Source organism: Nonlabens sp. SY33080, from assembly GCF_011784885.1.
Classification (GTDB): domain Bacteria; phylum Bacteroidota; class Bacteroidia; order Flavobacteriales; family Flavobacteriaceae; genus Nonlabens; species Nonlabens tegetincola.
Genome location: NZ_CP050461.1, coordinates 1375106 through 1389185, shown reverse-complemented (window position 1 = coordinate 1389185; position 14080 = coordinate 1375106). Strand labels below are relative to the sequence as shown.

The window sequence follows — 14080 nt, the reverse complement described above, 5'->3', positions numbered from 1 at the left end:
GGTTTATTCTTTAACTAATTTAATGACGGCAGACCTACCGTTACCGATAACTTTCAAAAAAAAGATTCCTGGAGAAAGGTTATTTAGTTTTATGACACCTTCGTGGTACTCGCCACTGTATAATAGTATACCTGTTACCCCAAATAATTCAAATTTTCCATTTTCTAATTGTGAAATGTGTAATTCATTATGGTTATTTATAGGATTGGGATATACAGTAACAATTTCTCTAGAATCATTAATCGACGCTGAAGAATCAAATGTGCTGGTCCATTCTTCAGTAAAAACAGCGGGATTATAATCAAAGAAAATTCTTGCTTGGGCACTAATAACATCACCTACTGAAAAACCAGCACGAGGTTTAATACGGTATTTTATATAGCCTTGACTAGCTTGTTCATCTACCGATTGTGGAACTAGTTGAATATTATCAAAATACCAGTCTAATTCGTTACCAATTATAGTATAAGTATAATTATGACTACTAGAAAGCATTTCTAGTGTCGTTAAATCAAGCATGGCATCTAGCGAGGACAAAATTCGTACAAATTGGGCATTTGCAGTTCCTTCATTTTGAAACCGTATGGTGTATTCTAAAAAATCACTGGTAGAAAATAAATTAATAGGAATTAAAGGACCTCTTATTTCAGTAATATCGTTAGGATCATATGAAGCTATTACACTAACATCAATGTTTTGAGTGTTGTTACCCGTGTCTACATCTATAGATGTGGGTAGTATAGTAGTATTATGAGAGAAAACATCTCCTATTTGTACACCTGTGATTGGCGTGTCCATAACTACATCTATCTCTTTTTGAGAAAAATAGGGTATGGAGTAATTCATAATAAACCCAGAAGTTGTTGCCGTAGCAACTCCATTCACCAATAAGTCATTGCCATTTTGATCAAACACATTTAGAATACTTGCGTTTGAATCTGCGGTGAATCGTAAATTACCTGTGCTTATTCCAGGGCTGCGGTTGTCAATTGTAATTCTACATCTACTGGCAAATCCTGGATTTGGTGATGCCACATTTGTTAGGTATACAGCAGTGTCTCTATTTGAACTTGAATTTTCTGTTAGGGCAAATGGAGCGTAAAATGTTTGATTGATCGTCGTGGTAATATCGTCGTAATCTGGTGTTGTTATAGTGTAAAAACTTGAATTATTAGTAAGTATTGCTTTGACATCGTTCAATTGGATCCCTGGATTACTATCAAAGCGTCTTACTATACCATCATTACCAGAGTTAATTATCAAACTACTAGTAGGATCATTATCTTTAATAAATTCAAAATCGACATATGGGACATTGACTTCATTTGTGTCACGCATACCATTGTTATTTTCATCTAAAAAAGCACTTGCCTCTATGGTGCCAAAATCTGATGACACAAAACCGTGGCTCATATTAAAATTAAAGGCAAGAGTACCGTTAGGGATAAAGGGATTATCACCATCTGTAAGTTGATAGGTACGTGTACCATTTGCAGGTAGTGAATTAACGTCTATGATGGCACCGTAAGTGAAATTACCTGTACTATTATTCTGTAGAAAACTATTATCAAAATACCACCATCCAGTTTCATTTGTCATCAAAAAATCTGTATTACCAGCACTATCATATAAATTTATCCTTACCTGTGGTAAGAATGTATCTATTCCTGCATCGTATTGACCGTTCAAATTGTCGTCAATATAAATGACACCGTAACTAGGTGATTCTAAAACAAAATAATCAGTTGGACCATCGTCAATACTGTTTCCTTGAAAATCCCTACCGTCAGAAAGTTCTGTAATTGTAGTAGTTCCATCACTAGCAGTAAGAGTAGCTTGAGTGTTGCGCAATCCTATTCCTGCATAATTGTCTCCAGACAATGGTATACGACCTGTTAAATATACCTGAATACCAGGTGGCAAGGTAGATGGAGTGACCACTACATTCTGTAAAACTGCATCGGGATGATTGATCGTGACATTAGTATAGGTTGCTGTAGGAGATAAATTTGATATATAGTAAGTAACATCTGCATATCCACCCATCGGCCCATTACTCACCACTAATTCAAAATCTATATCGCCTTGTTGGGAAAATCCTAAAGCGCTCCATAGCACTATTATGACAGAGAAGTATTTCATGGCTGGTAGTTTGTTTGAAAATATAAAAGATTTTGAACTCTTCGATTAACTTAGAGTTAAATCTACATCGATTTTAATTCCGCTTTCGCGAAAGCGTACTAACCATTAACTTTACATAAATTAATAATCATTTATTCATCAACCCAGGTTTAGCCCTAGGTAGAAATACATAAAACATATGTCAAACAGTATTTTGCTTCAAATTGAAAACAATATCGCCACCATAACTCTTAATAGACCCAAGGTTTTTAATTCTTTTAATAAAGAAATGGCCCATGCGATGCAAGATGCTTTGGATCGTTGTAAAGAAGATGATGTGCGTGCTGTAATGATTGTTGGAGAAGGGAAAGCTTTTTGTGCTGGTCAAGACATTCAAGAGATTACTGATCCAGAACTTAATCCTGGTTTTAAAGCTATACTAGACGACCATTATAATCCTATCGTGATTAAGATACGTGAACTAGAAAAACCTGTTGTAGCTGCAGTAAATGGTGTTGCTGCTGGTGCTGGAGCAAACATCGCATTGTGTTGTGATGTGGTAATTGCGACAGAAAGTGCTGCGTTTATTCAAGCATTTAGTAAAATAGGGTTAATTCCAGATAGTGCTGGGACCTGGTTCTTACCACGATTAATTGGTTTTGGTAAGGCGAGTGCTATCGCTATGCTAGCCGATAAAATTACCGCAAACGAGGCTGTACAAATGGGTATGATTTATAAAGCGATAAAAGATGATGAGTTTTTAGCTTTCGCGAAAGCTAAAACAGAAAAACTAGCAAACCTACCTACCATTGCCCTGGCTAATACAAAGAAAGCATTCAACGCAAGTTATTCAAACAACGTTGAACAACAATTAGCCCTAGAAAGTAAACTTCAAATTGAAAGCGCACAAACCGAGGATTACAAAGAAGGTGTTGCAGCTTTTATGGAAAAACGGAGTCCAAAGTTCAAAGGAAATTAATATAAAAACGAACCTATTAGTCTGTAAAATAGTTCTTTAAGGTAGTTTAATAAAACTTTAACAAAACCACTTTTCATAAGTTGACGTAAATAGAATTGAGAGCCGATTAACTTTTAATTCTCACACTTATGAAAAAAAATAAATTTTACTTACTATTTGCCGCTATGGCAATCGTAGGGCTGGTCGTGATCGCAGCAGATCATATTGACGCGCCTGCAGTACAAGGTGGTACAAGTGATATCACCGATTTTTATGCCTTCCAAGGTGAAAACTCTAATAACATTGCATTTGTTGCAAATGTGCAAGGGTTATTATCGCCAAATGCAACTGGAGCAGCATCTTTTGATGAAAACGTGTTAGTTGAATTCAACATTGATACCGATGGTGATAATGTTGAAGATCTAGTAATACAAGCTATTCCAAAGGATGGGCAAATGTATGTTTTTGGTCCAGATGCTCCTATGGGAACTGGTCTTAACAGTAGTGTTCTTACCAATTCAAACAATCAACTAGTAGTGGATATTACGCCGTATGGTCAAAATGCTATTGTTGAAAGTTCAAATGGAATGATGGCGTTTGCAGGTCCTAGAGATGATCCTTTTTTCATGGACTTTGCTCAATATGGCGAGATCATCGCCGGAAATGCTACAAGTTTTAATAATCCCGGTACTGACACCTTTGCTGGTACTAATGTAATGTCGATTGTAGTTGAGGTGCCTAAGTCTATGATAGGTGGATCAGGAACTATCAATACTTGGGTAGAGACTAAAAGAAAACAATAACCTTAAAACGAATTAATATGAAATCTAATATTTTTAAGATATCGATTCTAGTTGTCTCTTTAGCTTTTACAGCTGTTAGTTGTAGTGATGACGACGATATAAATACAACTCCACAAGGACCAGATTTTTCTGGAACATTTGTACAACAAGATCAAATGGGAAGACCAGCGGTTAATACTGTCTTTGTGTCTTCTGGAATGAAAGATAATTTTAATACCACAATTCCATCTAATCAAAATGCAATGTTTCAAACGATGTTTGAAAACAATCTTACTGGATTGAGTCCAGCCTTTGCAAATCCTGGTGATCAAAATGCTTTAGGACAAGATGCTGCTGCCTTTACAGGTTTACTTGCTACAGATGTCCTTAATGTATCACTAGATGGGACTACAACCTTTTTTGATGGGACTAATGTGTTAACGGGTCGTGCTCTAACTGATGATGTTATTACAGTAGAACTTTTATTGATTTTTGGAGGTGAAGATTTTTCTGAAAATCCTGGTTTATCAAATGACAATGTTGATGCTAATGATAAACAATTTGATAGTTCTTTCCCTTACCTAGCTTCACCTTGGTAGGTGAGTAGCTAGTTGATATCTATTCCCCATTTACTTAGAGGCGAGTTTTTTAAAGGTTCTCTTAATGAAAAGCTCGTCTCTTAATATTAAAAATCTTAAAAACCTAAAAATGAAAATTACTATTTACTCATTGCTCGCAATGTTACTCGCCATGTCTATAAGTTGTGAAAACACCTTCAAAACTGGTAACGAATATGCAGAGTATCTTAACCAAACACCAGATTTAAAGTCGCAACTTGAAGATGCACTATTCTGGACTAACAAAATAAATGAAACACCTAATCAACATCCTTATTACGTAAAAAGAGCAAATGTCTATTCTAGTCTATTTGATCTCACTGCAAAAATTGAATATCTAAAATTAGCAGAGGCTGATTTGAATCAAGCTGTTGAATTAACACAAAATAGAGAACCGGGCTACTTAAGATCCCTAGCTTCAAATTACATATCTCAACATCGCTTTAAAGAAGCTCTAACGTTATTGGAAGATGCAGAAAATATAGGAGATGGTCTTTTAGCTACTCAAAAAATGTTATTTGATGTCCATTTGGAACTAGGAAACTATTCTCTAGCAGAAAAACAGTTAGATGCCATAAGAAACGATGGTGGATTTGATTACTTTATAAGAGTAGCAAAATGGGAAGATCATAAGGGTAATTTGGATAATGCTATTTTTAATATGGAAAAGGCTACCAAAATTGCAGAATCCTCAAACTTGTCTTCTCTCAAATATTGGTCCTATACAAATCTTGCGGATTTTTATGGTCATGCTGGTGAAATAGAAAAAAGTTATAATCATTACTTAAAAGCATTAGAGTTAAAGCCAGAGGATGCCTATGCTAAAAAAGGTATCGCGTGGATATTATATTCCCATGAAAATAAAGTGTCCGATGCAAATGATATTATAGATCATTGTTTGTCCTACTATAAGTCTCCGGATTTGTATCTATTAAAAGCCGAAATTTCTGAATACTCAGGTAATGCAGTTGAAAAAGAAACAGCATTAAACCAATATAAATTGTTAACTAAAGATGACAATTATGGTGATATGTATAATGCTTATGACATCGCAATTTTTATTGATGAGGTTAAACAACCAGAGGTTGCTCTAGAAATAGCAAAAATTGAAGTAGCAAACAGACCAACTCCTATGGCATATGATTTACTTGCCTGGAGTTATTATAATCTTGGAGAAACAGAAAAAGCTATTGCAATAATAGATGACAAGGTGTATGGTAAAACTTTTGAACCATTGGCATTATTACACATGGCTAAAATTTATAAAAATGTTAACCGTGCAGAAATTGTTCAAGAAATGAAAAAAGAATTACTTGCGAGCTCATATGAATTAGGACCTGTGACAACTTCTAAGATTAAAACTTTATAATGAAAAACGCCTTTTTTTTAGCTACATTTTTAATAAGCTCCTTATTGCATGCACAACAGTTTTCAGGAACAGTTGTATCAGAATTTAATCAACCATTACAGGATGTTTATATAGAAAACCAACGAACCCAAGAACACACTCATAGTAATGAATTAGGTAGGTTCGAATTATTGAATACAAGAATTGGAGATACTGTCATGTATAGGTCTTTAGGTTATTCTACCCAACTATTAGAAGTTGAAACCATGTTGGATAATAAAATTGTTTTGAAGTTGAAACCAGTAGAGCTTAAGGAACTGGTTGTAGCCTCTCAAAAGAATCTTACTTCCACAGTTTCCAAAATAGATCTTGAAATTGCACCTGTAACATCATCTCAAGAAATCTTAAGGAAAGTACCAGGTCTTTTCATTGGTCAACACGCTGGTGGTGGTAAAGCTGAACAAATTTTCTTACGTGGATTTGATATTGACCATGGAACTGATGTAGCAATCGATGTGGATGGCATGCCGGTGAATATGGTATCACATGCTCATGGACAAGGTTATAGCGACCTTCATTTTTTAATCCCAGAAACGATAGATGTTATTGACTTTGGTAAAGGCTCGTATTACGCTGATAAAGGAGATTTCAATACAGCTGGATATGTAAGTTTTAAAACCAAAGATTATCTACAAAAGAATAGTTTGAGCCTGAGTCTTGGACAATTTAATACACTGAGAACAGTCGGTATGTTTAACCTCTTAGATAAAAAGAGCACTGATAATGCTTATCTAGCTGTAGAATACCTAGAGAGTGATGGTCCATTCGAATCTCCACAAAATTTTAATAGAATCAATTTATTTACAAAGTACATAAAGAACCTAGCTTCAGGAGATCGAGTAGAACTTACGGCTTCTCATTTCACAAGCCGTTGGGATGCATCTGGTCAAATTCCTCAACGAGCAGTTGATAGAGGAGAAATTACGCGTTTTGGTGCGATAGATGATACGGAAGGTGGTGATACTTCAAGAACTAATTTCAATATAAGTTTCCAGTCAATTCTTTCGGAAAACACAACCTTAACCGCCAATGCTTTTTATTCTAATTATACTTTTGAACTTTTCTCAAACTTTACTTTCTTTTTAGAGGATCCTATTAATGGTGATCAGATTAAACAACGTGAGAATCGTGATTTATATGGTATAAATACAAAGTTTAACTACAACCAGAATTTCTCAAACTTTGATCTTGATTTGAGTTATGGTTTTAGTTTAAGGCACGATGTTAATAATGATGTTGAATTATCCAGAACAGCAAACAGAAAAACAACTCTTGAAGTGTTACAGTTAGGTGATATTAATCAAACCAATACAAGTGCCTATGTAGAAGCAATGTTGGATTTTGGTAAGTTTAAAATTCAGCCAGGTGTGAGATTGGATCATTTCAATTTCTTATATAACGATCAGTTACAAGAAAATTATGAAACCCAATCTGAAACTGAAACCCTTCTTAATCCAAAACTAAATTTATACTATACTATAAACAATGATTTTCAAGTTTACGCTAAATCTGGTTTAGGATTTCATTCTAATGATGCCCGAGTAGTTGTAGCTAATCAAGGTGAAGAAATATTACCAAGATCCTATAACGCGGATTTAGGATTGACCTGGAAACCTGCACCTAGGTTATTAGTAGAAGGCGCTTTGTGGTATTTGTTTTTAGAACAAGAGTTTGTGTATGTTGGTGATGCCGGGATAGTTGAGCCTAGTGGAAAAACAAGAAGATACGGGATTGATTTAAGTACTAGATACCAATTAAACGATTGGCTTTTTCTAAATGCAGATGCAACTTATACTAAAGCAAGAGCTATTGATGAACTTGATGGAGAGGATTTTATTCCTTTGGCTCCTGACTTTACATTGGTCTCTGGTTTATACTTTAAGGATATTAAAAATTTCTCAGGTGGCCTGCAAATGAGATACATCGATGATAGGCCAGCAAATGAAGACAACACTATCATAGCCGAAGGTTATACAGTGTTTGACTTAAATGTGTCTTATGAGTTTAATAAGCTCACACTTGGAGTTAGAGTAGAAAATCTATTTGATATTGATTGGAATGAGGCGCAGTTTGCTACTGAATCTCGTTTAAGAAATGAATCTGCGAGTACAGAAGAATTACATTTTACTCCAGGCACACCTTTTTATATAAGAGGTATTGCTACATACACATTTTAAAACCTTTATATGTTTAGAATATACTGATTACTAGCCGATGGTTTGATTGAGATAATTTTAAGGTTTTTATTTTCTAATTGTAATAGTTAATTGGTTAGTTAGTTGGTTGAAAAAGCGCTCGTATATTGAATACGGGCGTTTTTGATTTCAATTAATGTTATTAAAAAGAATTCACTGAACTAGTTTAAACGGAATCTTCAAATTTGATATAAGAAAGTTCAATAGCTGGACAAGGCAATTAATAAATTAGTCCTTAAACGAAGGAGAAAAATTTACTTTAAGAAGAATTATAGAATTAATGAAAAATGAACCCTTTAAGGATTTGAATTTACTACTCCTAGAGTATGTAGTTGGTCCATAGTAGGAGATTCACTTCCGCCTTTTGGTTCTAGAGTTATCCCAAAAGCTTCACTACTATATTCATTTTCAAACTTAAATAGTTTGTCTTCATCATCATTGAAACTGTCAATAGTTCCTAAACTAGTCGGAGTAAGCGGATTTAAAGTTAAAGACCATATTTGCCATACTTTACCTGTTGGAGTTTCTGGTAGGCCAGAACCGTCAATATAAATAGAATTATCTTCCCTATTCCAGTATACCTTAGCATAAGAGTCGGCAAAATTACCTTGACCTCCTAAAGGTATCGTAATGACGTCTTTACTTCTTATAGCATCTAAGGTATTTTGTGTTTGAACTAGAGCTTCCTGAGAGTCTTCAAACTTAATTTCAAGAATTCGATTTTCTCTCTCTGTTAGTTCTAATTCGCCTTGTAAATCAACTTTGGACTGATAATTATAAACTAAGCCAGCTGCTAATAAAATACTTGCTGCCCAACCGGTATAGGTAACCCAATTATATCTAGTTTTTAACGGTATTACTCTTTTATCGTTTGAGTTTACGTGATTTAAAATATTGTTGAAGGAAACTGTTCCTGGAGCTACTGATGCCGTTAATAGCAAAATCGCTTTTTCAATTTCTTCAACTTCTTTTTTAATTTCAGGATGTTCATACATCATGTCATGAACTTCTTGATTTTCCTGTTCACTAAGTTTCCCAGCTACATATAGCTCAAGAATTCCAGATTCTATGTATTCTTTAACATCCTTCATTATAATACCATATCGCGTAATTGTTTGATGCAATTACGATTCCTAGTTTTAATCGTCCCTATAGGATTGCCTAATTCCTCAGCGGCTTCTTTATGAGTGAAACCTTTAAAATAAAGCAATTCTATAAGTTGTTTACAAGTTTCACCAAGGGCTTTTACATAATTTTTGATGCCTATAGCGTCCGTCTTGTTATCCAGATTTTCATTGTCTGGTATAATATCTACGAATAAACTAGAGTCTAGGTTTTTACGTGATTGTTTAAAAGCTTTGGATCTTGTCTTGTCAATTGCGCTATTACGCGCTATATTAAGCATCCAGGTAAAAAACCTTCCTTTTTTAGAATTGTAAGTTTCTGCGTTGTTCCAGGCTTTTAAGAATGAATCCTGTAAAAGCTCAGTCGCCATTTCTTCATTTCTCACGATATTCATGATGACACCATAGATACTATCGCTATACATTTCGTATAGCTTTTCAAAAGCATCAACCTCTTTATTTTTAAATCTTGTTATAAGATTATCTAGTGATGTCATTAATTCAATTTACCGGTAATGTGTAAAAATAGAAAAACTTAGTGGTATTGCATATTTTGATAATCAATAAGTTTATTTTTCTAAGTTATTTCTTAACAAGTATGATTTATTCCCAATCCTTATTGGTGCGGTAAACTACTCCTTTAAATAACGCAACTAAAGTTTTGTCCTTGTAAACCTCAACAATATTGAAACCTACTTTATTTCTAGTCTCATTAAGAGTGCAAGTTGCTATCAAATAATCACCTGCTTCTAGTGCTTCAATATGATTGATGCTAGTTTCAATAGAGACCGCATACTTGCCATGTGTATTTGCAGTAAAACCAAAACAACTATCTGCCAAGGAGTAGGTAATGCCACCGTGAGCTTTACCCATGCTATTAAGCATTTCGGGTTTTACAGTCATTCCCAATGTAACTTTACCTACCTCACATTCTAAAATCTCGATACCTAACCATTGTGAAAATGGATCTAGGCTAAGCATTTTTTTAGGTATTTCTTTTCCGTCCATATTCTACAGTGTTGATAATTTCAAAGTGGTATTATAATTTCTCATAGTTGAAGAAACTTTGAGTTTCTTCTCCATAAAATGGTTAGTCAATTTTGTTTTACCAAACCCGATAGTGCAGTAAAAAAATATGATATTTTCTGTTATTTTGATGAACTCCTTTTCATTAGAAAAAGACTCCATTAATTCACAATTTTCCTTACTGGGGTAATCATCAAGAAATCCAAAAGACATGAATTTTTTCTCTACCTCACATAGCTTTTTAAATGGATTAGAATCTAATATTTCTATAATATTAGCTTGTTCAAAAACTACTACAGGAATGTTCAGGTTAAAATTTTGAGATATAGTGTTTGATATGAGAGTAGAACATTCTGTACTGCTAAAATCAGAATCAAAGACAATGTTTCCAGATTGTATGTATGTCACTAAGTTATCAAAAGGAAGAAAGCTTAAAGCTTTCCTCAATTCAGCCATTGGAAGTTTGTTTTTGCCGCCTACATTAACACCTCTTAATAAACCTACGTATCTCATTAAATATCAAATTGCTTACCGTGCTCATTCAATTTTCTTAAAAGAGGTGAACAGCGGTAACGGTCCTCACGATACAGATCGTATAACGAGTCTAATTGATTTACACACCATGAAATTCCTTTTTCATTAGCCCATGAGAGTAATCCTTTAGGGTAATTAACGCCTTTAGTCATGGCGGTATCAATATCAGTAGCGTTTGCTATATTTAAAAACAAAGCATCGGCAGCTTCATTAATAAGCATGACAAGGATTCTATCTTGAATATTCTCGATAAGTTTTGTCTCTTTGTTTGGTTGTTGTTTTCCATAGAAATTAGCGGCTTCATCATTTTTATAATCATAAAAACCTCTACCACTTTTTCGGCCTAACCATCCAGCTTCAACTAACCTTTTTTGAGAAAAGTTAGGTTTGTATCTAGGGTCGTAATAGAAAGCCTTAAATACAGTCTCAGTCACTACATAATTTACATCATGGCCTATGAAATCTGTAAGCTCAAAAGGTCCCATTTTAAAACCTAAACTCTTTAAAGCGTAATCTATGGTAGGAATATCGGCAATGCCTTCTTCAAAAATTCTTATAGCTTCTCCGTAAAAAGGACGTGCTACACGGTTAACGATAAAACCTGGTGTGTCTTTTGCTACTGCCACAACCTTACCCCATTCTTTTATAATAGCAACACTAGTGTTTAAAGTTAAGTCACTAGTTTGTACCGCTGGTATAACTTCTACCAATTTCATTAATGGAGCAGGATTGAAAAAATGAATACCTACACAACGATCAGGTTTGTCTAGTGATGCAGCAATACTCGCGATACTTAAACTACTGGTATTTGATGCGATGATACATGATTCAGAAACAGTTTTTTCAATAGTTTGAAAAACCTTTTTCTTAATGTCAATATTCTCTATAATGGCTTCTATGATGAGGTCTGCTTTCGCGAAAGCGGAGACAGCATCCACATACGTGATATTACTTAGAATTCGGTTTTTCTCATCTTCATCGATACGTCCTTTTTCTACCAATCGATTCATGATTTTTTCATGAGAGGCACGGGCATTATCCAGAGCATCTTGATTCGTATCAAAAAGTGCAACCGTGCATCCAGCGGTAGCTGCAACTTGTGCAATACCACGACCCATTGTTCCAGCGCCTATAATTCCTACTGTCTTAATTTTCATAGATTAATTTTGATCTTCAAATTTAAGAGTTTGAGGATACTTCTACCGAGTTTCTTATTTGTATTTTTGATGAAAATCATTTTACTTTTCCGCTTTCGCGAAAGCGTAATTTATATACTTTATGAAAAAAACATATATCATCGATGGTGTACGAACGCCAGTAGGAAATTACAAAGGAACGCTCTCAAAAGTACGTCCAGATGACATGGCGGCTCTTGTTATAAAAACTGTTGTTGACAGGAACTCTAGTATTCCAAAAGAAGCCTATGCCGATGTTATTATGGGATGTGCTAATCAAGCTGGTGAGGATAATCGTAATGTAGCACGTATGGCTGGATTACTTGCTGGATTGCCATGGAGCGTTCCAGGAGAAACAGTTAATAGATTATGTAGCTCTGGTTTAAGTAGTGTGGTACACGCTCATCGTGCTATTCAGACTGGTGATGGCGATGTGTTTGTATGCGGTGGTGTAGAAAATATGACACGTGGTCCTTACGTCATAGCAAAACCTAGTAGTGCTTTTGGTAATGACAGTAAGATGTATGATAGTAGTTTTGGCTGGAGATTTGTAAACCACAAAATGGCCGAAATGTATGGTGTGGATGGAATGGGAAATACAGCCGAAAATCTTGTAGAGAAATTTGGTATATCTCGTGAAGATCAAGATGCCTTTGCAGCATGGTCACAGCATAAAGCTACTGCTGCACAACAAAATGGAAGATTTGCTAAAGAAATTGTAGCTGTCGAAATACCGCAACGTAAAAAAGACCCAATTGTCTTTGATCAAGACGAATTTATAAAACCTACTACTTCCAAAGAAATACTTGCAAAGTTACGTCCAGCTTTCAAGAAAGAAGGTGGATCAGTGACTGCTGGAAATTCTAGCGGACTTAATGATGGTGCTGCTGCATTAGTTATTGCTAGTGAAGATGCTGTCAAGAAGTATGATTTAACGCCTAAAGCTCAAGTATTGAGTAGTGCTGTAGTAGGAGTAGAACCTCGTATAATGGGAATAGGACCTGTAGAAGCTAGTAATCGTGCGCTTGAAAAAGCAGGATTAACTATGAATGATATGGATGTTATAGAGTTAAATGAAGCATTTGCATCACAGGCACTAGCTTGCACTCGTTCATGGGGACTGGCAGATGATGACCCTAGAATTAATCCTAATGGTGGAAGCATCGCTATCGGTCATCCACTTGGAATGACAGGAGCTAGGCTTGCAAATACCGCGGCGTTGGAATTACAACTTACCGGGAAACGCTATGCGCTTATTACCATGTGTGTAGGTGTAGGTCAAGGTTATGCGATGGTGATTGAGAATGCTAGTTTGTAAGGTAACTGTCTAAGTATCAAATCCTAGTTAAATTTTAAACTGGGGTTTGATAATTAATCTAATCTTTCAATAAAGATGCTCGAGGATCTTTCAGAGCGTAAATAAACTGTACCAGTATCTTGAGTACGTCTGGTTGCTACAGTAATTTTATCCATGGTATTTAATTCAATAATTTCGGTGATACTAATGCTGCTATAATCAGGTGTAGAGCTATTTGCAGAAATCATTTCTTGACTGCGATAGATACCACCAGTTTGAGTGCCATTTATACGTAATGTAGATTCTACAGCTAGCAATGCTTGATTGTTATTACCAGAAAAGCCTTCTAACGATATATTGACAACAACCTTATACCTGCCAGTTTGGCCTACAGTCAAAGTTGTATGGCCAGATTCTTGATATACGGTTGCGTTGTCATTAAAATAAGTGCTAGTACATAATTGAGTAGTTGTCCAGCCTCCTGTATTTAAATTATTGGAACTTGTGGAAAATAGAAGGTTCGTGAATTTAGCCATAGAGCCTACAACCCCAAAAATGGGTTCCCATTTACCGTCCTTGAAATAGTAGTAACCTTCACCAGTAGTAAGATTTGTATTGTAGACTATGGTCCCGTTTTCCGTACCTGTGGGAAGTGGATCTACCGTTTGTAAATCTAGGATATTTACTTTAGGGAAAAGTACACCGCTTGTTCCTGTAGAATCTTCTATATGCAGGCTAGTTCCTGCGGCAGGATGACTGGTTCCTATACCTACTTGAGCATGAATTGGTAGGGATAATAGGATTACTAATAAAACTGTAATTGTCTTCAAAAGAATAGGGATT

13 protein-coding genes are annotated in these 14080 nt (G+C 35.2%); 6 read left to right on the top strand and 7 right to left on the bottom strand.

Going from position 1 to position 14080, the window contains the following annotated elements; genetic code table 11:
• Positions 1-3: 3 nt before the first annotated feature.
• On the bottom strand, positions 4-2142 hold the full coding sequence (locus HCN53_RS06400) for a T9SS type A sorting domain-containing protein (RefSeq protein WP_167342413.1): 2139 nt from the start codon (positions 2140-2142) through the stop codon (positions 4-6).
• Positions 2143-2320: 178 nt separating this feature from the next.
• Here HCN53_RS06400 and HCN53_RS06395 point away from each other — a divergent pair, with 178 nt between their 5' ends.
• From HCN53_RS06395 to HCN53_RS06375, 5 genes are all read left to right on the top strand, one after another.
• On the top strand, positions 2321-3100 hold the full coding sequence (locus tag HCN53_RS06395) for an enoyl-CoA hydratase-related protein (RefSeq protein ID WP_167342412.1): 780 nt from the start codon (positions 2321-2323) through the stop codon (positions 3098-3100).
• Between the two features lie 128 nt (positions 3101-3228).
• The gene (locus tag HCN53_RS13125) at positions 3229-3882 is read left to right on the top strand and encodes a DUF4331 family protein (RefSeq protein WP_167342411.1); all 654 of its coding nucleotides are present in this window, start codon (positions 3229-3231) and stop codon (positions 3880-3882) included.
• A 17-nt stretch (positions 3883-3899) separates the two neighbouring features.
• The gene (locus HCN53_RS06385; protein WP_060524122.1) at positions 3900-4460 is read left to right on the top strand and encodes a DUF4331 family protein; all 561 of its coding nucleotides are present in this window, start codon (positions 3900-3902) and stop codon (positions 4458-4460) included.
• A gap of 109 nt (positions 4461-4569) precedes the next feature.
• Complete coding sequence (locus HCN53_RS06380) at positions 4570-5847, top strand: tetratricopeptide repeat protein (RefSeq protein WP_167342410.1); 1278 nt, start codon at positions 4570-4572, stop codon at positions 5845-5847.
• Positions 5847-8063 carry a TonB-dependent receptor gene (locus HCN53_RS06375; protein WP_167342409.1) on the top strand — a complete coding sequence of 739 codons (2217 nt, stop codon included), beginning with the start codon at positions 5847-5849 and terminating at the stop codon, positions 8061-8063. Before HCN53_RS06380 ends, HCN53_RS06375 begins: the two co-directional genes overlap by 1 nt.
• A 314-nt stretch (positions 8064-8377) precedes the next feature.
• On the opposite strand, the gene HCN53_RS06370 is transcribed toward HCN53_RS06375, so the two are convergent.
• The 5 genes from HCN53_RS06370 to HCN53_RS06350 all read right to left on the bottom strand — a co-directional run bounded on the left by HCN53_RS06370 (position 8378) and on the right by HCN53_RS06350 (position 11922).
• The gene (locus tag HCN53_RS06370) at positions 8378-9172 is read right to left on the bottom strand and encodes an anti-sigma factor (RefSeq protein ID WP_167342408.1); all 795 of its coding nucleotides are present in this window, start codon (positions 9170-9172) and stop codon (positions 8378-8380) included.
• Complete coding sequence (locus HCN53_RS06365; RefSeq protein WP_060524130.1) at positions 9172-9702, bottom strand: RNA polymerase sigma factor; 531 nt, start codon at positions 9700-9702, stop codon at positions 9172-9174. Before HCN53_RS06365 ends, HCN53_RS06370 begins: the two co-directional genes overlap by 1 nt.
• Before the next feature lie 106 nt (positions 9703-9808).
• Positions 9809-10213, bottom strand: coding sequence for a PaaI family thioesterase (locus HCN53_RS06360; protein WP_167342407.1), 405 nt, complete (start codon positions 10211-10213; stop codon positions 9809-9811).
• Positions 10214-10216: 3 nt separating this feature from the next.
• Positions 10217-10744, bottom strand: a complete 528-nt coding sequence (locus tag HCN53_RS06355; protein ID WP_167342406.1) for a DUF1697 domain-containing protein — start codon at positions 10742-10744, stop codon at positions 10217-10219.
• Positions 10744-11922: a 3-hydroxyacyl-CoA dehydrogenase NAD-binding domain-containing protein gene (locus HCN53_RS06350; RefSeq protein WP_167342405.1), complete on the bottom strand. Its 1179-nt coding sequence runs from the start codon at positions 11920-11922 to the stop codon at positions 10744-10746. Before HCN53_RS06350 ends, HCN53_RS06355 begins: the two co-directional genes overlap by 1 nt.
• A gap of 121 nt (positions 11923-12043) precedes the next feature.
• Here HCN53_RS06350 and HCN53_RS06345 point away from each other — a divergent pair, with 121 nt between their 5' ends.
• The gene (locus tag HCN53_RS06345) at positions 12044-13258 is read left to right on the top strand and encodes an acetyl-CoA C-acyltransferase (protein ID WP_167342404.1); all 1215 of its coding nucleotides are present in this window, start codon (positions 12044-12046) and stop codon (positions 13256-13258) included.
• Positions 13259-13311: 53 nt separating this feature from the next.
• Here HCN53_RS06345 and HCN53_RS06340 read toward each other — a convergent pair whose 3' ends face one another.
• Positions 13312-14067, bottom strand: a complete 756-nt coding sequence (locus HCN53_RS06340) for a hypothetical protein (protein WP_167342403.1) — start codon at positions 14065-14067, stop codon at positions 13312-13314.
• Positions 14068-14080: the final 13 nt, after the last annotated feature.

Coding starts and splice junctions, on each gene's coding strand:
- HCN53_RS06355 (WP_167342406.1), bottom strand. CDS start 10,744: ATGAGATACGTAGGTTTATTAAGAGGTGTTAATGTAGGCGGCAAAAAC.
- HCN53_RS06350 (WP_167342405.1), bottom strand. CDS start 11,922: ATGAAAATTAAGACAGTAGGAATTATAGGCGCTGGAACAATGGGTCGT.
- HCN53_RS13125 (WP_167342411.1), top strand. CDS start 3,229: ATGAAAAAAAATAAATTTTACTTACTATTTGCCGCTATGGCAATCGTA.
- HCN53_RS06380 (WP_167342410.1), top strand. CDS start 4,570: ATGAAAATTACTATTTACTCATTGCTCGCAATGTTACTCGCCATGTCT.
- HCN53_RS06400 (WP_167342413.1), bottom strand. CDS start 2,142: ATGAAATACTTCTCTGTCATAATAGTGCTATGGAGCGCTTTAGGATTT.
- HCN53_RS06365 (WP_060524130.1), bottom strand. CDS start 9,702: ATGACATCACTAGATAATCTTATAACAAGATTTAAAAATAAAGAGGTT.
- HCN53_RS06345 (WP_167342404.1), top strand. CDS start 12,044: ATGAAAAAAACATATATCATCGATGGTGTACGAACGCCAGTAGGAAAT.
- HCN53_RS06395 (WP_167342412.1), top strand. CDS start 2,321: ATGTCAAACAGTATTTTGCTTCAAATTGAAAACAATATCGCCACCATA.
- HCN53_RS06360 (WP_167342407.1), bottom strand. CDS start 10,213: ATGGACGGAAAAGAAATACCTAAAAAAATGCTTAGCCTAGATCCATTT.
- HCN53_RS06375 (WP_167342409.1), top strand. CDS start 5,847: ATGAAAAACGCCTTTTTTTTAGCTACATTTTTAATAAGCTCCTTATTG.
- HCN53_RS06385 (WP_060524122.1), top strand. CDS start 3,900: ATGAAATCTAATATTTTTAAGATATCGATTCTAGTTGTCTCTTTAGCT.
- HCN53_RS06370 (WP_167342408.1), bottom strand. CDS start 9,172: ATGAAGGATGTTAAAGAATACATAGAATCTGGAATTCTTGAGCTATAT.